Genomic DNA, 17,419 nt, shown 5'->3' with positions numbered 1-17,419 from the left:
GCCATCTTCCTGACCTGGCTGGTGCAGCTTCTGGCCCTGTCCAACGCCGTCATCATCGCCCTGCCGATCCCGCTGCTGATCATCGTGGGCGGCGGCCTGATCATCATCGCCATGCTCTCGTGACTGCTCTCGCTCGGCATCCTCAAGAACAGCCAACCGGCGGACCTGCTGCGATGAACAGTCACACCAAGGTTCACGGAAAACACGGCGACTTCGCCATCGAAGCCAAGGGCCTGGTCAAGCGGTTCAAGTCCGGCAAAAGCTTCGTCGAAGTGCTGAAGGGCGTGGATTTCGACGCCCGCCACGGCGACCTGACCATGGTCATGGGGCCGTCGGGCTCGGGCAAGTCGACCTTAATCGCCGCCCTGTCCGGCCTGCTCCGTCCCGAGAAGGGGCGGGTGGACGCCCTCGACGTGGACGACCTGTGGAGCTTCTCCTCGGGACGGATCGACCGCTTCCGGTTGGACCACTGCGGCTTCATCTTCCAAGGCTTCAACCTGTTCCCGGCGCTGTCGGCGCTGCAGCAGGTCGAGATCGTTCTGAAGTTCCAAGGCCTGTCCAAGGGCGACGCCACCAAACGCGCCAAGCTGGCGCTGGAGGAGGTCGGCCTCGGCCATCGCCTGCACCAGCGGCCGTCGGCCCTGTCAGGCGGCGAGAAGCAGCGCGTGGCCATCGCCCGCGCGCTCGCCAAGGATCCGAAGATCCTGTTCGCCGACGAACCCACGTCGGCGCTGGACGGCGAGAACGGCCAGGTGGTCATCCGCCTGCTGCGCCGCGCCGCCACCGAACACGGCGCCGCCGTCATCTGCGTGACCCACGACCCCCGCCTTGAGGCCTGGGCCGACCGGGTCATCCACATCGAGGACGGCGTCATCATCAGCGACGAACGCCGCACCCCCAATCCTGACGCCGTCTTGGCGTCGCACTGAACGCCTTCCAGGACCGAGAAACGACATGCTCCGCTTTCTGAAGAACAAGTGGCTCTGGATCGGCCTGATCGCGGTGATCATCGCGGTCGCCGGCTTCACCATGGTCAGGGGCAACGCCAAGGCGAAAAAGGCCGAGGAAGAGAAGGCCGCCGCCGAGAAGGTTGAAAGCCCGTATGCGGCGATCGCCAACGGCAAGGTCGATATCGAGGGCGGCATCATCCAGATCGCGGCCCGCCGCGGCGGCGTGGTTCGCGAGGTTCTGGTGCAGGAAGGCGACCGTGTCGTCGCCGGCCAGATCCTGGCCCGTCAGGAAGACGATGAACCCCGTCTGGCCCTGCAGACCGCCAACGCCGATCTGGTCGCGGCCGAAAGCCAGCTGCGCCTGATCCAGGTCAACATCCGCACCGCCCAGCGCGAGTTCGAGCGTCTGGAACGTCTGGCCGCCACCAACTTCGTCGCCGCCCAGCGCCTCGACCAGGCCCGTGACGCCATCGCGTCGGCCCAGGCCCAGCTCGGCTCGCAGCAGGCGGCGGTCGAGACCGCGCGCGCCCGCCGCGATCAGGCGACCTATAATGTCGAGTTGACCGTCATCCGCTCGCCGGCCAACGGCCGCATCGTGCGTCGCTACGCCAATCCGGGCGCCGGCGCCTCGACCCTGAACGTGTCGAACATGTTCGATCTGGAGCCCGACGCCCCGCGCATCGCCCGCGCCGAGATCGTCGAGAGCGACATCCCGAACGTGACGGTCGGCCAGCAGGTCGAGATCACGCCCGAAGGCGACACCTCCAAGGTCTACGTCGGCACCGTCCTGCGCCGCGCCGCCGTCTTCGGCGCCCGCAAGCTGGCCTCGGACGATCCCTCGCAGCGTTCGGACGAGCGCGTCATCGAGGTGGTGGTCACCGCCGGCGACGCCCCGCTGCTGATCGGCCAGCGCGTGCTGGTGAAGTTCATGAAGCCCGGCCAGGTCGCCGGCGCCCCGCGCACGGTCGCCGCCGGCGTTCCGGCCGACCGCTCGATGCGCGCCCCGGCCCGTCAGGGCGGTTGATCAACGGCTGTGAGGATCAGGTTCGCGTCGCGCGGACCTGATCCCTCAGCCATCGCAGCACGGTTCGCTCGCTGCGGGTCGCCTCGCCTCGCCCGCGGATGACGGCCAGCACGCCGCCGTCCGGCACGAAACCGAACGGCGCCGCCAGCCGCCCGGCGGCCACCTCATCCTCGACGATGGCCCAGGGCAGCACCGCCGCCCCCAGGCCCGCCACGGCGGCGTCCACCACCACATGAAGATGCGCCAGCGTCCGGTTCCGCCCGCTCGGCGGCGTCTGTCCGGTGACGGCCGTCCAGTCCGTCCAGGCGCTTTCCCGGGTTCGCGTCGTCAGGCGCGGCGCGGTCGCCAACGTTTCGATCAACTGCGGCGCGCAGACCAGTCCGATCCGGTTCTCCGCGAGGATCTCCACCCCCGGCTCTTCCGCCTGGACGCGGTCGATATAGCGCAGGGCCAGGTCCGCGCCGCGCTGGCGCAGGGCGTGGGTCTCCAGTTCGCTCAGTGACAGCGCCACCTCCGGGTGTCGCGCTTCGAAATCGGCCAGCCGGGGCACCAGCCACTTCACCGCGAGGCTCGGATGCACCGCCAGTCGCACGGTCTCGCGCTCGCGCACCTGCCGCACCGTCGCCGCCAGCGTGTCGAAGCCGGACGTCAGTCCCGCCAGTAGGGTCTGGCCGGCTTCTGTCAGCCTCAATCTGTGCTTCGGTCCCTCGAACAGACGCACGCCCAGCGTGGCCTCCAGCGCCTTCACCTGCCGGCTGACGGCGCTGTGGGTCACATGCAGTTCGGCGGCCGCCCGGGTGGCGCTGCCGGTCCGTCCCATGGCCTCGAAGGCGCGCAGTCCGTTCAGCGACGGCAGCGACCCACGAGGTGTGAGGTTTTCGAACATGGTCTAGCCGATAAGTCGCTTTCGCGGGCGCCGCAATCCCGCGATCCAGCGCCATGTTCACGCGCGCCCGTCTCGTCGTCCCCGTCCTCGGCTTCGGCCAGATCGTCGCCTTCGCCTCCAGCTACTATCTGCTGGGGGTTCTCGCGGACCCGATGGCGCGGGCCTTCGGCCTGCCGCCGACGCAGGTGTTCGCCGCCCTGTCCGTCGCCTTCCTGATCTCGGCGGTCCTGACGCCCTGGGCGGGCCGGTGGCTCGAGCGGCGGGGCGGGCGGCGCGTTCTCGGATGGGCCCACAGCGCCTTCGCCGCCGCGCTGCTGCTCATGGCGACGGCCCCGTCGAAATGGGTCCTGCTGGCGGCGGTCGCGGGGCTGGGCGTGGGCATGTCGATCGGCCTGTACGGCTCGGCCTTCGCGACGCTGGTGGAGATCCACGGCGCGCAGGCGCGTCGTCCCATCACCGCCGTCTCGCTGCTCGGCGCCCTGGGCGGAGGGCTGGGCTGGCCGATCAGCCGCCTGATCGTCGAAACCTTCGACTGGCGGATCGCCTGCGCCGTCTGGGCGCTGGCGCATCTGGCGCTCTGCCTGCCCCTGACCGCCTTCGTCCTGCCGCCCCGACCACCGGGCGTGATCGATGGCCGGGCGCCCGCGGAGCGCATGCGCTGGGACCGCCGCATGGTCCAGATCGCCGCGGTGTTCGCCGGAGGCTGGATGGTCTCGACCGCCATGGGCGCGCATCTGCCGCGCCTGCTGGCCGATCTCGGCCTGGCGCCCGCCCACGCCGCCTGGGCCGCGGGACTGATGGCCGCCAGCGCCGTCGCCGCCCGTCTGTTCGACCTGCTGATCCTGCACCGCTCGCACCCGGTCCTCACCATCCGGATCGCCAGCCTGTTCCACCCGCTGGGCGCGGTCCTGGCGCTGCTCGGCGGCGCGCGCCTGGCGCCCCTGCTGGCGGTGGGGCAGGGGCTGGGCAACGGCCTGCTGTCCGTCGCCGCCGGCGTCCTGCCGCTGCATGTGTTCGGCCCGGATCGCTACGCCGTCCGGCAGGCGCTGGTCCTGACGCCGGCCCGCTACCTCCAGGCGGTCGCGCCCGCCGCCTATGCGTTCGCCGTGGACGCCTCGCCGGCCGCGGCTCTGATCCTGTCCGGCCTGGTGTGTCTGGCCATGTTCGCGATGACGCTGGGGCTGCGGCCGGTCGGGGAGGTCGCATAGCTTTCACTATGCAATCGATGCGAGAAGTGTAGGCTCCCGTTTCTGAAGCTTCACAGGAGACGTGCCATGGCCTTTCCGACCGCCGTCAACGACCAGATCACCGACGCGATCACCCAGAGCAATGTCAGCGTGCTGGGCGAGTCGCCCGCCGTGGCGCTGGGCAGCCTGTACCAGAGCATGGCGCACGCCACCGGCCTGATGTTCCACAACGCGGTCGCCGCCCAGCAACAGCAGAACATCGCCGCCCAGGCCGCGACCACTCAGGGCGTGATGCAAATTTACAGCCTGGACACCGTGGCGACCAGCAAGATCCTCGGATGAAACGGCCCACGCCGAAGGCTGGAGCCGAGGCCGGACCGGCGCAGCCCGCCGCGCGGTCCCGCTATGCTCACGTCAACCGGGAGGTCACCGACTCGGTGACCGAAACCAATGTAAAAGTGACGGCCGAAGCGCCCGCCATGGCGATGGGCGGGCTGTTCCAGAGCTTCGCCCATGCTTCGGGGATGATGTTCGAGAACACGACCGCCGCCCAGCAACAGCAGTTGGCGCTCGCCCAGGCCGCGAGCGACATCGGCATCGCCTTGCTCTATCGGGCGGCGGGCGTCACGCCGCCGACGCCGGCGAACGGCAAACCACCCGTGGAGGGAACGACCTGAGATGGCGAAGCCTCCGCCCCCGAAACCCGCGCCCCCGAAGCCGTCCAAGCCCGTTCCGCCCACGTCGGACCCGACCATCGACGCCATGGTTCGACTGGCGGTGGCTCAATCGGTCTGCATGAATCTGATCGACGCCGCCGCGCATGTGCGGCGCACCTCCATCCTGGTCGAGGCGGCGAGCACCGCGGCCCTGATGCGCGCGCTTCAGGCCCCCGAAGACGACAGGAGTTGGGTCCAGGCCCTGGAAGGCGCCGGAGTGATGATGAGCGCGGCCTCCTCGGCCTTCGTCGCCGCCACACAATCGGCAATGGCGATGGCGGTCGATCCGCCGAAGCCGCCTAGCGTCCGTTGAAGTCCGCGGACCGCTTCTCCAGCACGGCGGCCACCCCCTCGGCGTGATCGTCGGTCAGATGGGCCAGCGCCTGCATGGCGGCGGTCATCTCCAGGATCTGGTCGAAGGTCGCGTCTCGGCCCTGACGCAGCAGGGCCTTGGTCATGCGCAGGGCGTTGGGCGCCTGGGCCGAGATCTGGCCGGCGGTGGCGAAGGCCTCGTCCAGCAGGGCCTCGGCGGGAACTACCCGGTTGACCAAGCCCCACTCCAGCGCCGTCTGAGCGTCCAGCGTCCGGCCGGTGAACAGAAGTTCCGCAGCCCGGACGTAGCCGACGTTGCGCGGCATCAGCCACGCCCCGCCGTCGCCCGGCAGGATGCCCAGCTTGAGGAAGGGCACGCCGAAAGAGGCGGCTTCGGAGGCGATGCGGATGTCGGCCAGGCCGGCGATGTCGCAGCCCAGTCCCATGGCCGGGCCGTTCACCGCCGCGACCAGCGGAACCTCCAGTCCGTACAGAGACCGCACGATCCGGTGCACGACGCGGCGGTAGCGCTCGCGGATGTCGGTCCCGGCCCCGGCGAAGAGGTCGCGCCTGTCCTGCATCGCCCGCAGGTCGCCGCCGGCCGAGAAGGCGCGGCCCGCGCCGGTCAGCACCACGCAACGCACATCGCGGTCGGCGTTCACGGCCTCGCAGGCGGCGGCGAAGGCCTCGCCGTCCTCCAGGTCGGGCAGGGCGTTCAGCCGCTCGGCGCGGTCCAGCGTCCAGAGTTCGATCGGGCCGCGGCGTTCGATGTGGATCAGGGTCATGCCCGAGCAGTGCCGCATTCAGCGAGCGCGCTCAAGCTGCCGCCGGGGGAGCGCCGACCCGCGCTCAAGCCGCGAGCGACCGCGTCGCGAGCGATAGCGCCCTTCCAAAAGACAAAAGCCCCGGACCTTGCGGGCCGGAGCTTCTGTGTTCTTCGGATCCGGGTCTCGCCTTACCGGCGCGCCCTGTCGATCTTGATGGGCACGAAGTTCGACGGGTGGCTGATCACGCGATCGCCTGCGCCGTTGGTGTTCTTCGTGTTCACCAGCATCCCGCCCCAGAGCGCAAAGCTCATCATGGCGTGCTGGAGGTTCCTGTCTTTGTCGTTCATCTGTGATGTCTCCTTTCGTTGAACGATGAAAAGAGACACGTCGTGCTGATCGGGAGTCTCACCGTCATAGTCGTTTCGCGTCATGGTCAAGGTAGGATAATTCTGATCGAATTGCAAGTATTTTAACTCCGCTGCCGGACCATATTTCGCACGCATGTCATCAACTGTCCCCTCCGCGCCACACCAGCCGCCCCGGCCCGTCGTCACGCCCTGCGTGAAGGTGTGCATCGTCGACGGCCCGACCGGCCTTTGCCTGGGCTGCTATCGCACCCTTCCGGAGATCGGCGGTTGGAGCGCCCTGACCGACGAACAGCGCGCCGCCGTAATGGGCGAGCTTGCCTCGCGCCGCTCGCGGATCGACCCGGCGAAACTGGGGCCTGTCTGACTGGACGGATTCAGATTCCGTCCACCATCCTCCTTCACCGCATCCCAATCGGCCTGTGCGACAGGGGAAAGGCCGCAGTAAGCGGTGATCGCCGCGAGTTCGCGTCTTCATGCGTGTCGACCTGTCTTCCCTCGGGGTGCTGGCCCTGGCCGTCGCCTCGTCGCTGACCGTCCTGTGGTGGATGGAGCAATCCGGCCTGCGTGGCGAAGCCCAGGCCGCCGAGATCCCCGCAATCCACGCCGCCGCGACGGGCGTTCCGGGCCAGGTGCTCAAGGCCGCCGACGGCCACTACTGGGCTGAGGCACGGATCGACGATCATGCGGTGCGCGTCATGGTCGACACCGGCGCCAGCGTGGTGGTCCTGACCCCCGCCGACGCCGCCCGCCTGGGCTTCGATCTCAAGGCCTCGGATTTCAGCGCCAAGGTGGTCACCGCCTCGGGCCCCGTCCGCGCCGCCCCCGTCCAGCTTCAGGCGGTCTCGGTCGCCGGCGCCCGCGTCGAGCAGGTCGAGGCCCTGGTGGTCGAACAGGGGCTGCCCCACTCGCTGCTGGGCATGAGCTACCTCGGCCGCCTGTCCGCCTTCACCGCGACCCCGGCCGCGCTGACGCTGAGGCCGTAGGGGGAGGGACTAGGGGCTAGGGATTAGGGACTAGATTGATGGGTTCTTGCGGTTCCGGCCTGCTCGCCAAACTAGCCCCTAGCCCCTAGCCCCTAGCCCCTAGCCCCTAGCCCCTCACAGGGCCTTCACGACCACCGACAGCGCCGTCGCCACCATGTAGACGGCGAAGACCTTGCGCAGGACGCGCTTGTCCAGCCGATGCGCCAGCTTGGCGCCCCAGGGCGCGACCGCCGTGGTCAGCACCCCCATGACGATGGCCGCGGGCACGTTGACGTAGCCGACCGAGAACGGCGGCCGTCCGACCGCATCCCAGCCGAACACGACGAAGCCGAACGCCGCCGCGGCGCCGATGGCCACGCCGAAGCCCGAGGCGGTCGCCACCGCCTGATGGATCGGCCGTCCGCACAGGGTCATGGTCAGGCCGCCGAAGCTGCCGCCGCCGATGCCCATCATCGCCGACAGTCCGCCGATCCCCGTGCCCACGATGCGCCGGGTCCAGCCGGTCGGCATGTCCTTCGCCAGGGTGAACCGTTCGGGCAGGAAGCCCAGCTGCAGCCCGATCAGCGCCAGGCAGACGCCGTAGACGACGGCCAGCCCTTCCATGGAGGCGACGCCCGCGATGGCCGCGCCGACCAGGCCGCCAAGCCCGACCCAGGGCGTCCAGCTTTTCAACACCGCCTCGTCCACGGCGCCGTGGCTGCGGTGCGCCTTCAGCGAGCGCCAGCTGGTCGCCACGATGGTCAGCAGGGAGGTGCCCACCGCGACATGCAGATTGCTCTCGCCGCCGACGCCCAGCACTTCGAAGGCGTAGAACAGGGCGGGCACGATCACCGTCCCGCCGCCCACGCCGAACAGCCCGGCCACCAGTCCTCCGGCCAATCCCGCCGCGACCAGCGCCGCCAGCAGGATCAGGATTTCGGACAGGGGGAGGGCGGTCATGGATCGGGTTTAGCGGCTCCACCTCAATCCGCCAGCCAGAACAGGTCCTCGACCTTCGCGTCCAGCGCCCGCGCCAGCGACAGGGCGAGGATGGTCGAGGGGATGAAGACCCCGTTCTCGACCGTGTTGACGGTCTTGCGCGACACCCCGGCCCTTTCAGCCAGTTCCGCCTGCGTCAGGCCCGCCGCCTGCCGCGCCTCCTTCAGCCGCGATGCCAGCCGCGGATCACCCATCGTCGCTGTCCATCTCCCGCTCAGCCCGGCGGTGCAGGGCGGTGAAGCGCAGGGCCGCAGTCGCCGCCGCGACCCACAGGATCATCGGCAGGGCGATCACCGTCACGTCCGCGTTCCACAGCCCGACCAGATAGGCCCCTGTCACCCCGACCAGCAGCACCCAGAAGGCGCAGGTCATGGCGCTCGCCCGATAGGCGCGGGTCAGTTCGTCGTCCAGCAGGCGCTTCACCTTCCGTGAACCGCCGTCCCAGCCCATGATCATCAGCGGGATCAGCAGCAGGTTCATCGCCGCCGCGCCGGCCAGGATGACCCCGCCCCAGCTGGTGTCCTCGCCGCTCAGCCATTCCTGGGCACGGGCCATGGCGACCGCCGTGATGCCCAGGGTGGCGGCGGGCAGGATGGTGATCCGGCTGACCCAGTCGCGCTGCAGGCGGTCTCGGTAGCTGCCGGCTCCCTCCCGCGTCCGCTCGGCGTCGTCCCGGCGGAAGGCGAACATTCCACCGACCCCGGCCACCGCCATCACGGCCCCCACAACGATCGCGATCGCAAAAAGGCCGTGCGCGTCCGGCCCGTCCTCGTGCCGCCTGATGGCGGCGAAGCAGGCGATGAAGACGCCCAAGCAGAAGACCGCCACGGCGACGCCGTACCGCGTCGCCCTCCGTCGTTCCACCGCCTGCCAATTTCCGTCGCTCATGATCCTGCTTCCTGTGTCACCTACGGGTTACATGTCACCTCAGGGTTACATGAGTCAAGCGGTCAGAGCAGCAGGGCGCCCTCGTGCCTTAGCAGCCAGGTTTTGCGCTCCAGCCCGCCGCCGAAGCCGACCATGGCGCCGTCCGCGCCGACGACGCGGTGACAGGGCAGGACCACCGCGATCGGATTGCGGTTCAGCGCCACGCCCGCCGCCTGGGCCGCGCCGGGTTCTCCCGCCCGCTTCGCCATCTCGCCGTAGCTGATGGTCAGGCCGGCCGGGATCTCCGCCAGCGCCTTCCACACCCGCGCCTGAAAGCCGTCGCCCGCAGACGCGCCGTCCAGCGACCATGGGATCCGATGCAGCGCGGCCTGGTCGCCGGCGAAATAGGCCGTCAGTCCGTCCTGCACCGCCGCCGGGGTTTCGCCCTCGACCTGGGCCGCGTCCGGATATTCCCGCCGCATGGCCTTGCTCAGTCCCTCGCCGAACGACACGCCGCGCAGCCGCCCTTCGGCGTCGCAGGCCAGAGCCAGCGGACCGACGGGGGAGGGCAGGATGGAGAGGGTCAGAATCATCGGGCCAGTCTAGCCCGGCATCAGGGCGTTCATCTCGCCCCAGCCCAGCGCGCCCTCCATCATCGGTTCGGACACGCCCGTGCTCAGGAAGTCCTTTGCCAGCGCCGCCGTCCGGCCGTAGGCGGCGCTCGCCAGTCCCGATCCGGCGCTCAGCCGCCGCACGCCAAGCCGCTCCAGCTCCGCCGCGTTCGGCAGGCCCGGGAAGGCCAGCAGGTTGACCGGCAGGGATGTCGCGCCGGTCAGGGTGGCGATCCCCTCGGCCTCGACCAGTCCCGGCGCGAACAGGCCGTCGGCCCCGGCCGCCTGATAGATCACCGCGCGGCGCACCGCCTCGTCGACCCGCCCCGCCGGCGCGCCCACGCCCGCCAGCCAGATGTCGCAGCGGGCGTTGATGAACAGTGCGTCGCCCACCGCCGCGCGGATGGCCGCGATCTTGGCCGCCAGCGCCTCGGGCGCCTTGCCGCCGTCCTCGATGTTGACGCCCTGGGCGCCCGTCGCGACCAGCCGCTTCGCCGTCGCCGCCACCTCGGCCGGATCGTCGGAATAGCCGCCTTCGAAGTCGACGCTGACCGGGACGCCCTGCGCCGCTCGCACCACGTCGGCGGACATCTGTACGGCGCGGTCGACCGGCAAGGCGTCGCCGTCCGGCCAGCCCAGGGCCCAGGCGCAGCCCGCGCTGGTCGTGGCGATGGCCCGCGCGCCCAGCGACCGCATCACCGCCGCGCTCCCGGCGTCCCAGGCGTTGGGCAGGATCAACAGGCCGGATCGATGCAGGTCGTGAAAGGCGGTCATTGGAAACTCCTCCGTGTCGGACGTCTACATGGGGGCGCGTTCGGCCCGACGCTGGCGGTTTCCGGACATCCTCACCATCCTCGCCTTGCCGCGCCGCAGCAACCTTAACGGCTGCGCACCGTTCTTCCGGCCTCGAACAACGGTCGGAGCCTGACCCATGACGTCCAACAAACTCCTTTACGCCGCCGCCGGCGCGCTGGTCCTTGGCGCCGCGCCGCTGGCCGCGGCCCAGACGCCCTACGGCTCGACCCAGCAACAGCCGACGAACCAGCAGGACGCCGTCGGCGCCATTCTCGGGGCCCTGTTCGGGGATCGTCTCGGTGTCTCGTCTTCGCTGGAGACAGAATGGAGCCGGGGACGCCGTCCGCTCTCGAACCAAAGCAGCCAATTCCAGACCCGGCTCGACACCGATGTCCGCTCGGGCCGTCTGTCCAGCAGCGAAGCCCGTCGCCTGCGCGACGAATACGATGACCTGGTCCAGCTGGAGGCCCGCTACACCGCCGACGGCCGGGTCACGACCCAGGAGCGGGCCGATCTGGTCGCCCAGTATCGCGAGTTCTCGCAGCGGGTCGAAGCCGGCGGCTCCGACTATTCCTCCGGCCGCGCATCGGTCGCCGACGGCCGCGCTGATTTCGAGGCCCGGGTCGACGCCGCCGTGCGCAACCGCCGCCTGACCCGCACCGAGGCCACGCGCCTGAAGACCGACTATCAGGACCTGATCCGCGTCGAGAGCGGCTACCTGCGCGACGGTCGCCTGACCGCCCAGGAACGCGACGACCTCGACAGCCGGCTGGACGCGCTGGACGCCCGCGTCGGCGACGCGCCCTCGGGCGGGAACAACGGCGGCGGCTATCAGGACAACCGCACCCGCCTGTCCAATATCGAGCGCGCCCTGTCGTCGAACAGCGCGGGGCTGAGCCGCACCGAGATCGCCGACATCCGCGTCGAGGCCGGCGATCTGGCCCGCCTCGAAGCGGCCTACGGCCGCACCCAGCCTTCGTCCGACGATCGGTCCTATCTGGATCGCCGCATCGGCGAGCTGGAGGTTCGCGCCCGCGTGCGCCGCTAAGGATCTGACTGCTGCCAACCTGCTGTCAGCAGCCGAACATGCGGGGGCGTGCGTTCACTGGCGCACGCCCCCTTCGCTGACTAGATTGCGTTCATGGCCCGTTCTCCCCGGAATTCCTCCCAGACCACCCCGCAGGGGACGCGCAAGCCCGAGCACGTCCCCGGCGTGGCCGAGGCCCAGGCGCCCTTCATCTTCGACCCGGCGGCGGGCAAGAACCGCCAGCCCATGTTCGCCCCCGTCACCGGCCCGCGCCTGACGCCGGAGGAGGCGCCGGGCAAGCCGTCCGACTGGGTCCCGCACCGTCCGGACCGCCCGCAGGACCGCAAGTCCATCCCCTTCCGGCTTGAGACCCGGTACAGCCCCGCCGGCGACCAGCCCTCGGCCATCGCCGAACTGGTCGCGACCGCCGAGGCCGGTGAGCGGGATCAGGTGCTGCTCGGCGTCACCGGCTCGGGCAAGACCTTCACCATGGCCAAGGTCATCGAACAGACCCAGCGCCCGGCCCTGATCCTGGCCCACAACAAGACCCTGGCCGCCCAGCTCTATTCCGAGTTCAAAAGCTTCTTCCCGGACAATGCGGTCGAGTATTTCGTCTCGTACTATGACTACTATCAGCCCGAGGCCTACGTCCCCCGGACCGACACCTACATCGAGAAGGACAGCTCCATAAACGAGCAGATCGACCGTATGCGCCACTCGGCGACGCGGGCGATCCTGGAGCGGGACGACGTCATCGTCGTCGCCTCGGTCAGCTGCATCTACGGCATCGGCTCGGTCGAGACCTATACGGCCATGACCTTCACGCTGAAGGTCGGGGACCAGATCGACGAGAGCAAGCTGCGCGCCGACCTGATCGCGCTGCAGTACAAGCGCAACGATCTCAATTTCGAGCGCGGCATGTTCCGCAAGCGCGGCGACGTGCTGGAGATCTTCCCGGTCCACATGGAGGACCGCGCCTGGCGCATCCAGCTGTTCGGGGACGAGGTCGAGAGCATTCAGGAGTTCGACCCCCTGACCGGCAAGAAGACCAACGACCTGACCGAGGTCACCGTCTACGCCGCCAGCCACTACGTCACCCCGCGCCCCTCGCTCAACCAGGCCATGACCGGCATCAAGGCCGAGCTGAAGGAGACGCTCGACTGGATGGTCGAGAACGGCAAACTCCTCGAAGCCCAGCGCCTGGAGCAGCGCGTGCGCTTCGACCTGGAGATGATGGAGGCCACCGGCGCCTGCGCCGGCATCGAGAACTACAGCCGCTGGCTGACCGGCCGCGCGCCGGGCGAGCCGCCGCCCACCTTCTTCGAATACATCCCCGACAACGCCCTGCTGTTCGTCGACGAGAGCCACGTCACCGTCGGCCAGATCAGCGCCATGTACCGCGGCGACTACCGCCGCAAATCGACCCTGGCCGAGTACGGCTTCCGCCTGCCCTCCTGCATCGACAACCGCCCGCTGAAGTTCGACGAGTGGGACGCCATGCGCCCCCAGACGATGTTCGTCAGCGCCACCCCCGGCCCGTGGGAGCTGGAGCGGACCGGCGGCGTCTTCACCGAACAGGTCATCCGCCCCACCGGCCTGATCGACCCCCCGGTCGAGATCCGCCCGGTCAGCGGAACCACCCGCAACCAGGTCGACGACGTCATCGACGAGGTGAAGGCTGTCGCCCGCCAGGGCTACCGCTCCCTCGTCACCGTCCTGACCAAGAAGATGGCCGAGGACCTGACCGAGTACATGCACGAGCAGGGCGTCCGCGTCCGCTACATGCACTCCGACGTCGACACCCTGGAGCGGATCGAGATCCTGCGCGACCTGCGCCTGGGCGCCTTCGACGTCCTGATCGGCATCAACCTGCTGCGCGAGGGCCTGGACATCCCCGAGTGCGGCCTGGTCGCCATCCTCGACGCCGACAAGGAGGGCTTCCTGCGCTCCGAGACCAGCCTGATCCAGACCATCGGCCGCGCGGCGCGGAACGTGGACGGCCGCGTCATCCTCTACGCCGACCGCATGACCGGCTCGATGGAACGCGCCATCGCCGAGACCAACCGCCGGCGCGAGAAGCAGGTCGAATACAACACCGCCCACGGCATCACCCCGGAGTCGGTCAAGCGCGACATCAAGGAGATCCTGGCCAGCCCCTACGAGTCCCGCGAGATGGACCGCCTGACCAACCCGGGCCTGAAGGACGAGTCCAAGCCCTTCGTCGGCACGAACTTCCAGGCCGCCCTCAAGGACCTGGAAGGCCGCATGCGCAACGCCGCCGCCAACCTGGAGTTCGAGGAGGCCGCCCGCCTGCGCGACGAGATCAAGAAGATGAAGCTCCTCGACCTGGAGTTCGCCAACGAGGTCCTGACCGGCGCCGGCGAAGAGGTCGACAAGGCGGCGCCGAAGCGGTGGCGGGCCGAGGCGGCGGCGGAGAAGGCGGAGGCGTTCCGGAAGGGGCGGTGAGGGGGCTGGTGCGGAGGTGCCCCACTGGCGGGGCGAACTCGGAGCCGCGCCGATGGGAAGCGGACCGATGAGTCCGCCAGTCCGAGAACCTAAGATAGAATCTGGATTCCCAGAATGCGCTTTTAAAGTGGAGCCACTTGGGTGAAATAGAACACCGCCCAACTGCAAAGCTGGTTGTATGCCTACCGTTGACGAGTTCCGCGCAGCGCTTGCGGGAGCTGAGCCCGAGGAAATCGTCGAGCGGTGGATGCTCGTAGATAATGCGGTGCACCTCACCGCAGCAGACATTTCGTACATCCAAGCGGCTGTTGGGGCCGCTTATGGTGTTCCATTTGATGTTGTGCAGGTTTGGATCACGGGGTCGGCCAAACTTGGCTTTTCAACTTCAGAGAAGCACCGGGAGGGCAAGCCGCCACTGCCGCGCTATCGTCCTTTTGGGCCAGCCTCAGACATTGACGTAGCGGTCGTCGCTCCTGATATCTTCGAGCTGATTTGGACTGATATCAGTAAACATTCGCATGGATCGGTGTATTTTCCGATGAAGTCGAATAGGCTCGGGGACTATTTAGTATGCGGTTGGCTAAGGCCTGACCACTTCCCCAAAAACGTCAGGTTGCGCTACTGTGATACATGGTTCGATCTTTTCTCTCGGCTTTCTACGAACAGTCGATTTAAGCGAAGATCGGTCAAGGGTGGTTTGTTTTCATCCAAGGAGCAGCTCGTTCGGTACCTGAGTCGTTCCGTCAGAGAATGCATAGAGCTGGAAGCCATATGAAAACGTCTGCTACGAACAAGAAAATTCGAGAGCTAATCAGTATGGTAAAAGAGGATAAGATAATTCCTCGGCCAGAGTTCCAACGGAGGCTTGTTTGGACTCGAAACGATAAGGATCATTTCCTTGATTCTATACTCAGAGGCTATCCGTTTCCTGAAATATATTTAGCTGATGGTTCTGTTGATTTGGAGACGGGTGAGGGAACCCAGCTACTCGTTGATGGCCTTCAACGTGTCAGCACTATGATTCAGTATTTTTCTGGTGATCCAGAACTTAAGCTGCTCACGGTTCCGAATTACAAGGATCTAAGCAAGGATCAAAAGGAGTCGTTCCTTCTGTACGACGTTGCGGTTCGTGACTTAGGAGCGATATCAAAGGATGAGATTGTTGAGGTATTTAGACGAATAAATGCGACAAAATATTCTTTGAGAGACATTGAGGTAAATAACGCTAGGTACTCTGGACTTTTAAAACAGTTCGCTGAAAGCGTTTCGTCTGATCAATTCTTCATTGCGCATGACACGTTCACGTCCGCTGATTTCAAGAGGATGGGTGACCTAAGGTATGCGCTAGGGTTGGTAACCACGTTCATGGGGGGGTATAGCAACCGTGACGACGTTTTCGAAGCATATCTGGATAGGTACAACGACGACCTTCCAGGAGCTGACAACCTGAGGAGGCGGTTTCAGAGTGTGTTCGAGTTTCTGGATGAGTGCGGCTTTGAGCCTTCGAGTAGGATTTGGCGAAAAGCCGATCTATTCACAGCCATTGTGGAGATAGATCGTCTTTTGAATATCGACAGGGCAAAGCCACAGCCTTCAATTGTTCTTGGACGGCTAACGGAGTTCTTTTCAAAGATTGATAGTTCTGAGGTGAATTCATCTTCCCTTCCAGGAATTTATTACAAAGCTGCTGTTCAAGCTTCCAACGATAGGGGGAATAGAGTTCGTCGGGGGATTATTTTCAGCGCCATTGTGAATGCCGTAGACGAGGCTCGCGTGTTGGAAGACCTGCGGGGACCAGACGAGGAGGAAAACGGTCTACTGGAGTTCGACGCTCCCTCTGAAACATGAAACTAGGCGAGGCCATCATTTACCCACCACCGGTTGATAGTGGTGTGCCGGCCATTAAGGCACGCTCCTCTTCAAAGGGGCGCTCGACGTCAACGGCGAGGAGATTGACGGCTACTCGCGCGGCAAGGGCTGACCTCTGACCGTTCACCCGCTACGGTGGGTGGATGGGGAGCGAGACCGACTACAAGTGGGAAGCGTTGCGCGCTGCGCGCGCGGCCTTCCGGCGGGCCGGATAGGCCGTGCCGATCCGTCCCATCCATATCGTCGAGGCGCTGTCGGAACTCGGTGGACAGGCGCATCTCGATCAGATCGTCGCCAGGGTCGTGGAGATCGTTCCCGACCATCAGGCCGACAGTCCGGCCTCCAGCGTCCGTGCGCGGCTGCAGGAGTACTCGTCGGATTCGACGCACTTCAAGAACAAGGGCGACCTCTTCGCCAGCGTCCATGGACTGGACGCCAAGGCCGGGGTTTGGCGGCTGAGGGCCGATCCGTTATCGCCCGGGGACCCCGATGGGGTGCTGGACGAGGCCGAGGCCTATATCGAAGCTCAAGAGGGGCGAGCGGTCCTGCGAATGCACCTGCGGCGGGAACGGTCGAGGGCGCTCATCGACGCGTTCAAGAAGACCCTCAAGACCTTCGCCTGCGAGGCCTGCGGAACCGATATGGAGGCGATCTACGGATCGCTCGGCAAGGGCTATATCGAGGCCCACCACCGGCGACCGGTGTCGCAGATCAAGGCGGGCGAGACGACGAAGCTTTCCGACCTCGCGGCGCTCTGCCCGAACTGTCACCGCATGATCCATCGCAATGGGCTGATGTCCGTCGAGGACTTGGCGATGCATCTGAAGGCGATAGCCCAGCCGTACCCGCTCGCCGCCGAACCTGCGGCGGCGTGGGTCAGTGACATCGAAGACTGATCTCAACTGTTATCGTCATCCTGGCGAAGGCCGGGACCCAGCGGCCCCGCGACGGCGGCGAAACACAGGAGGGTCAAGCACTGGCGCACTCGGCGGTCGCTGCTGCCACTCTGCTGTCAGCAGCGCTCCGCTATCCCTTCCGCCATAGCGTCCACGGGAGGGCCAGATGACCGATTTCGACTTCCAGACCGGCGACTGGCGCGTCCGCCATCGCAAGCTGAAGGGGCGGCTCGTCGGGTCGACGGAGTGGGTCGAGTTCGGCGGGACCTGCCGGGCCGTCGGGCTGATGGCTGGGGAGGCCAATGTCGAGGACCAGATGCTGGAGGATCCCGACGGCGCCTATCGCGCGGCGGCGTTCCGGCGGCGCGATCCGGCGACCGGAGTCTGGTCGATCTGGTGGCACGACGGGCGCTCCAGCCAGGTCGATCCGCCGGTGCAAGGACGGTTCGAGGACGGCGTGGGCCGGTTCTTCGCCGAGGACAGCCTGGACGGCCGGCCCATCCGGGTGCGGTTCACCTGGTCCGACATCACGCCGACCCGCGCGCGGTGGGAGCAGGCCTTCTCCGCCGACGGCGGCGCGACCTGGGAGGTCAACTGGATCATGACCTTCGAACGGGTGGGGGCCGGCGAGGCCGGCTGATCGCCGGCGTCCTCCCCATCCACCACTCCCGACACCCTCCCTCCCTGCCAAACCCTGCCACCGCACCCCGCCATCCC

22 protein-coding genes are annotated in these 17,419 nt (G+C 67.2%); 14 read left to right on the top strand and 8 right to left on the bottom strand.

The features are described 5' to 3' along the window. Positions 1-173: 173 nt before the first annotated feature. Both Q0C81_RS04980 and Q0C81_RS04975 read left to right on the top strand, forming a co-directional pair. The gene (locus Q0C81_RS04980; RefSeq protein WP_291834412.1) at positions 174-929 is read left to right on the top strand and encodes an ABC transporter ATP-binding protein; all 756 of its coding nucleotides are present in this window, start codon (positions 174-176) and stop codon (positions 927-929) included. Positions 930-954: 25 nt separating this feature from the next. Beyond that, positions 955-1,974 carry an HlyD family secretion protein gene (locus Q0C81_RS04975; protein ID WP_291834410.1) on the top strand — a complete coding sequence of 340 codons (1,020 nt, stop codon included), beginning with the start codon at positions 955-957 and terminating at the stop codon, positions 1,972-1,974. A 16-nt stretch (positions 1,975-1,990) separates the two neighbouring features. Here the strand turns inward: Q0C81_RS04975 and Q0C81_RS04970 are convergent, their stop codons facing one another. Next, positions 1,991-2,860: a LysR substrate-binding domain-containing protein gene (locus Q0C81_RS04970; protein ID WP_291834407.1), complete on the bottom strand. Its 870-nt coding sequence runs from the start codon at positions 2,858-2,860 to the stop codon at positions 1,991-1,993. A 53-nt stretch (positions 2,861-2,913) separates the two neighbouring features. On the opposite strand from Q0C81_RS04970, the gene Q0C81_RS04965 reads away from it, so the two are divergent. The 4 genes from Q0C81_RS04965 to Q0C81_RS04950 all read left to right on the top strand — a co-directional run bounded on the left by Q0C81_RS04965 (position 2,914) and on the right by Q0C81_RS04950 (position 5,076). Then, complete coding sequence (locus Q0C81_RS04965; RefSeq protein ID WP_291834403.1) at positions 2,914-4,068, top strand: MFS transporter; 1,155 nt, start codon at positions 2,914-2,916, stop codon at positions 4,066-4,068. Between the two features lie 66 nt (positions 4,069-4,134). Beyond that, on the top strand, positions 4,135-4,389 hold the full coding sequence (locus tag Q0C81_RS04960) for a RebB family R body protein (RefSeq protein ID WP_291834400.1): 255 nt from the start codon (positions 4,135-4,137) through the stop codon (positions 4,387-4,389). Then, positions 4,386-4,724, top strand: a complete 339-nt coding sequence (locus Q0C81_RS04955) for a RebB family R body protein (RefSeq protein ID WP_291834397.1) — start codon at positions 4,386-4,388, stop codon at positions 4,722-4,724. The genes Q0C81_RS04960 and Q0C81_RS04955 overlap by 4 nt, the downstream gene beginning before the upstream one ends. Before the next feature lies 1 nt (position 4,725). Beyond that, entirely contained in the window at positions 4,726-5,076 is a 351-nt protein-coding gene (locus Q0C81_RS04950; protein WP_291834394.1) for a hypothetical protein, read from the top strand. On the opposite strand, the gene Q0C81_RS04945 is transcribed toward Q0C81_RS04950, so the two are convergent. Together Q0C81_RS04945 and Q0C81_RS04940 are read right to left on the bottom strand one after the other, a co-directional pair. Next, positions 5,063-5,860: a crotonase/enoyl-CoA hydratase family protein gene (locus tag Q0C81_RS04945; RefSeq protein WP_291834415.1), complete on the bottom strand. Its 798-nt coding sequence runs from the start codon at positions 5,858-5,860 to the stop codon at positions 5,063-5,065. The two genes, Q0C81_RS04950 and Q0C81_RS04945, sit on opposite strands and share 14 nt — an antisense overlap. A 170-nt stretch (positions 5,861-6,030) precedes the next feature. Beyond that, positions 6,031-6,417 carry a hypothetical protein gene (locus Q0C81_RS04940; RefSeq protein WP_291834418.1) on the bottom strand — a complete coding sequence of 129 codons (387 nt, stop codon included), beginning with the start codon at positions 6,415-6,417 and terminating at the stop codon, positions 6,031-6,033. Here Q0C81_RS04940 and Q0C81_RS04935 point away from each other — a divergent pair. Both Q0C81_RS04935 and Q0C81_RS04930 read left to right on the top strand, forming a co-directional pair. Further along, on the top strand, positions 6,344-6,574 hold the full coding sequence (locus tag Q0C81_RS04935; protein ID WP_291834391.1) for a DUF1289 domain-containing protein: 231 nt from the start codon (positions 6,344-6,346) through the stop codon (positions 6,572-6,574). The two genes, Q0C81_RS04940 and Q0C81_RS04935, sit on opposite strands and share 74 nt — an antisense overlap. 109 nt (positions 6,575-6,683) lie before the next feature. Continuing rightward, the gene (locus Q0C81_RS04930; RefSeq protein WP_291834388.1) at positions 6,684-7,193 is read left to right on the top strand and encodes a TIGR02281 family clan AA aspartic protease; all 510 of its coding nucleotides are present in this window, start codon (positions 6,684-6,686) and stop codon (positions 7,191-7,193) included. A 114-nt stretch (positions 7,194-7,307) separates the two neighbouring features. Here the strand turns inward: Q0C81_RS04930 and Q0C81_RS04925 are convergent, their stop codons facing one another. The 5 genes from Q0C81_RS04925 to Q0C81_RS04905 all read right to left on the bottom strand — a co-directional run bounded on the left by Q0C81_RS04925 (position 7,308) and on the right by Q0C81_RS04905 (position 10,423). Next, entirely contained in the window at positions 7,308-8,132 is an 825-nt protein-coding gene (locus Q0C81_RS04925) for a sulfite exporter TauE/SafE family protein (protein WP_291834385.1), read from the bottom strand. A gap of 23 nt (positions 8,133-8,155) precedes the next feature. Then, positions 8,156-8,365, bottom strand: coding sequence for a helix-turn-helix transcriptional regulator (locus tag Q0C81_RS04920; RefSeq protein ID WP_291834382.1), 210 nt, complete (start codon positions 8,363-8,365; stop codon positions 8,156-8,158). Continuing rightward, positions 8,358-9,059, bottom strand: coding sequence for a hypothetical protein (locus Q0C81_RS04915; protein ID WP_291834380.1), 702 nt, complete (start codon positions 9,057-9,059; stop codon positions 8,358-8,360). The genes Q0C81_RS04920 and Q0C81_RS04915 overlap by 8 nt, the downstream gene beginning before the upstream one ends. A gap of 62 nt (positions 9,060-9,121) precedes the next feature. After that, positions 9,122-9,631 carry a methylated-DNA--[protein]-cysteine S-methyltransferase gene (locus Q0C81_RS04910; protein ID WP_291834378.1) on the bottom strand — a complete coding sequence of 170 codons (510 nt, stop codon included), beginning with the start codon at positions 9,629-9,631 and terminating at the stop codon, positions 9,122-9,124. Positions 9,632-9,640: 9 nt separating this feature from the next. Continuing rightward, complete coding sequence (locus Q0C81_RS04905) at positions 9,641-10,423, bottom strand: isocitrate lyase/phosphoenolpyruvate mutase family protein (protein ID WP_291834376.1); 783 nt, start codon at positions 10,421-10,423, stop codon at positions 9,641-9,643. A 157-nt stretch (positions 10,424-10,580) separates the two neighbouring features. Here Q0C81_RS04905 and Q0C81_RS04900 point away from each other — a divergent pair, with 157 nt between their 5' ends. The 6 genes from Q0C81_RS04900 to Q0C81_RS04875 all read left to right on the top strand — a co-directional run bounded on the left by Q0C81_RS04900 (position 10,581) and on the right by Q0C81_RS04875 (position 17,342). Continuing rightward, positions 10,581-11,492, top strand: a complete 912-nt coding sequence (locus Q0C81_RS04900) for a hypothetical protein (protein WP_291834373.1) — start codon at positions 10,581-10,583, stop codon at positions 11,490-11,492. Positions 11,493-11,585: 93 nt separating this feature from the next. Continuing rightward, on the top strand, positions 11,586-13,937 hold the full coding sequence (gene uvrB / locus Q0C81_RS04895; protein ID WP_291834370.1) for an excinuclease ABC subunit UvrB: 2,352 nt from the start codon (positions 11,586-11,588) through the stop codon (positions 13,935-13,937). A gap of 178 nt (positions 13,938-14,115) precedes the next feature. Then, positions 14,116-14,712 carry a hypothetical protein gene (locus tag Q0C81_RS04890; protein ID WP_291834367.1) on the top strand — a complete coding sequence of 199 codons (597 nt, stop codon included), beginning with the start codon at positions 14,116-14,118 and terminating at the stop codon, positions 14,710-14,712. A 41-nt stretch (positions 14,713-14,753) separates the two neighbouring features. Further along, the gene (locus tag Q0C81_RS04885; RefSeq protein WP_291834364.1) at positions 14,754-15,785 is read left to right on the top strand and encodes a DUF262 domain-containing protein; all 1,032 of its coding nucleotides are present in this window, start codon (positions 14,754-14,756) and stop codon (positions 15,783-15,785) included. A gap of 239 nt (positions 15,786-16,024) precedes the next feature. Further along, a complete protein-coding gene (locus Q0C81_RS04880; RefSeq protein WP_291834361.1) occupies positions 16,025-16,702 on the top strand; it encodes an HNH endonuclease in 678 nt (225 codons plus the stop codon). Between the two features lie 166 nt (positions 16,703-16,868). Further along, on the top strand, positions 16,869-17,342 hold the full coding sequence (locus Q0C81_RS04875) for a DUF1579 domain-containing protein (protein WP_291834358.1): 474 nt from the start codon (positions 16,869-16,871) through the stop codon (positions 17,340-17,342). The last annotated feature ends 77 nt before the right edge of the window (positions 17,343-17,419 follow it).

The sequence above is a fragment of the Brevundimonas sp. genome (genome assembly GCF_023259385.1).
Classification (GTDB): Bacteria; Pseudomonadota; Alphaproteobacteria; order Caulobacterales; family Caulobacteraceae; genus Brevundimonas.
This window is presented reverse-complemented; position numbering and strand designations above follow the sequence as displayed.

Excerpts from the sequence above, each read along its gene's own strand:
- Q0C81_RS04920 (WP_291834382.1), bottom strand. The coding sequence starts at position 8,365 with ATGGGTGATCCGCGGCTGGCATCGCGGCTGAAGGAGGCGCGGCAGGCG.
- uvrB (WP_291834370.1), top strand. The coding sequence starts at position 11,586 with ATGGCCCGTTCTCCCCGGAATTCCTCCCAGACCACCCCGCAGGGGACG.
- Q0C81_RS04970 (WP_291834407.1), bottom strand. The coding sequence starts at position 2,860 with ATGTTCGAAAACCTCACACCTCGTGGGTCGCTGCCGTCGCTGAACGGA.
- Q0C81_RS04875 (WP_291834358.1), top strand. The coding sequence starts at position 16,869 with ATGACCGATTTCGACTTCCAGACCGGCGACTGGCGCGTCCGCCATCGC.
- Q0C81_RS04885 (WP_291834364.1), top strand. The coding sequence starts at position 14,754 with ATGGTAAAAGAGGATAAGATAATTCCTCGGCCAGAGTTCCAACGGAGG.
- Q0C81_RS04940 (WP_291834418.1), bottom strand. The coding sequence starts at position 6,417 with ATGCACACCTTCACGCAGGGCGTGACGACGGGCCGGGGCGGCTGGTGT.
- Q0C81_RS04910 (WP_291834378.1), bottom strand. The coding sequence starts at position 9,631 with ATGATTCTGACCCTCTCCATCCTGCCCTCCCCCGTCGGTCCGCTGGCT.
- Q0C81_RS04930 (WP_291834388.1), top strand. The coding sequence starts at position 6,684 with ATGCGTGTCGACCTGTCTTCCCTCGGGGTGCTGGCCCTGGCCGTCGCC.
- Q0C81_RS04960 (WP_291834400.1), top strand. The coding sequence starts at position 4,135 with ATGGCCTTTCCGACCGCCGTCAACGACCAGATCACCGACGCGATCACC.
- Q0C81_RS04975 (WP_291834410.1), top strand. The coding sequence starts at position 955 with ATGCTCCGCTTTCTGAAGAACAAGTGGCTCTGGATCGGCCTGATCGCG.
- Q0C81_RS04945 (WP_291834415.1), bottom strand. The coding sequence starts at position 5,860 with ATGACCCTGATCCACATCGAACGCCGCGGCCCGATCGAACTCTGGACG.
- Q0C81_RS04915 (WP_291834380.1), bottom strand. The coding sequence starts at position 9,059 with ATGAGCGACGGAAATTGGCAGGCGGTGGAACGACGGAGGGCGACGCGG.
- Q0C81_RS04935 (WP_291834391.1), top strand. The coding sequence starts at position 6,344 with ATGTCATCAACTGTCCCCTCCGCGCCACACCAGCCGCCCCGGCCCGTC.
- Q0C81_RS04925 (WP_291834385.1), bottom strand. The coding sequence starts at position 8,132 with ATGACCGCCCTCCCCCTGTCCGAAATCCTGATCCTGCTGGCGGCGCTG.
- Q0C81_RS04980 (WP_291834412.1), top strand. The coding sequence starts at position 174 with ATGAACAGTCACACCAAGGTTCACGGAAAACACGGCGACTTCGCCATC.
- Q0C81_RS04955 (WP_291834397.1), top strand. The coding sequence starts at position 4,386 with ATGAAACGGCCCACGCCGAAGGCTGGAGCCGAGGCCGGACCGGCGCAG.
- Q0C81_RS04965 (WP_291834403.1), top strand. The coding sequence starts at position 2,914 with ATGTTCACGCGCGCCCGTCTCGTCGTCCCCGTCCTCGGCTTCGGCCAG.
- Q0C81_RS04950 (WP_291834394.1), top strand. The coding sequence starts at position 4,726 with ATGGCGAAGCCTCCGCCCCCGAAACCCGCGCCCCCGAAGCCGTCCAAG.
- Q0C81_RS04900 (WP_291834373.1), top strand. The coding sequence starts at position 10,581 with ATGACGTCCAACAAACTCCTTTACGCCGCCGCCGGCGCGCTGGTCCTT.
- Q0C81_RS04890 (WP_291834367.1), top strand. The coding sequence starts at position 14,116 with ATGCCTACCGTTGACGAGTTCCGCGCAGCGCTTGCGGGAGCTGAGCCC.
- Q0C81_RS04905 (WP_291834376.1), bottom strand. The coding sequence starts at position 10,423 with ATGACCGCCTTTCACGACCTGCATCGATCCGGCCTGTTGATCCTGCCC.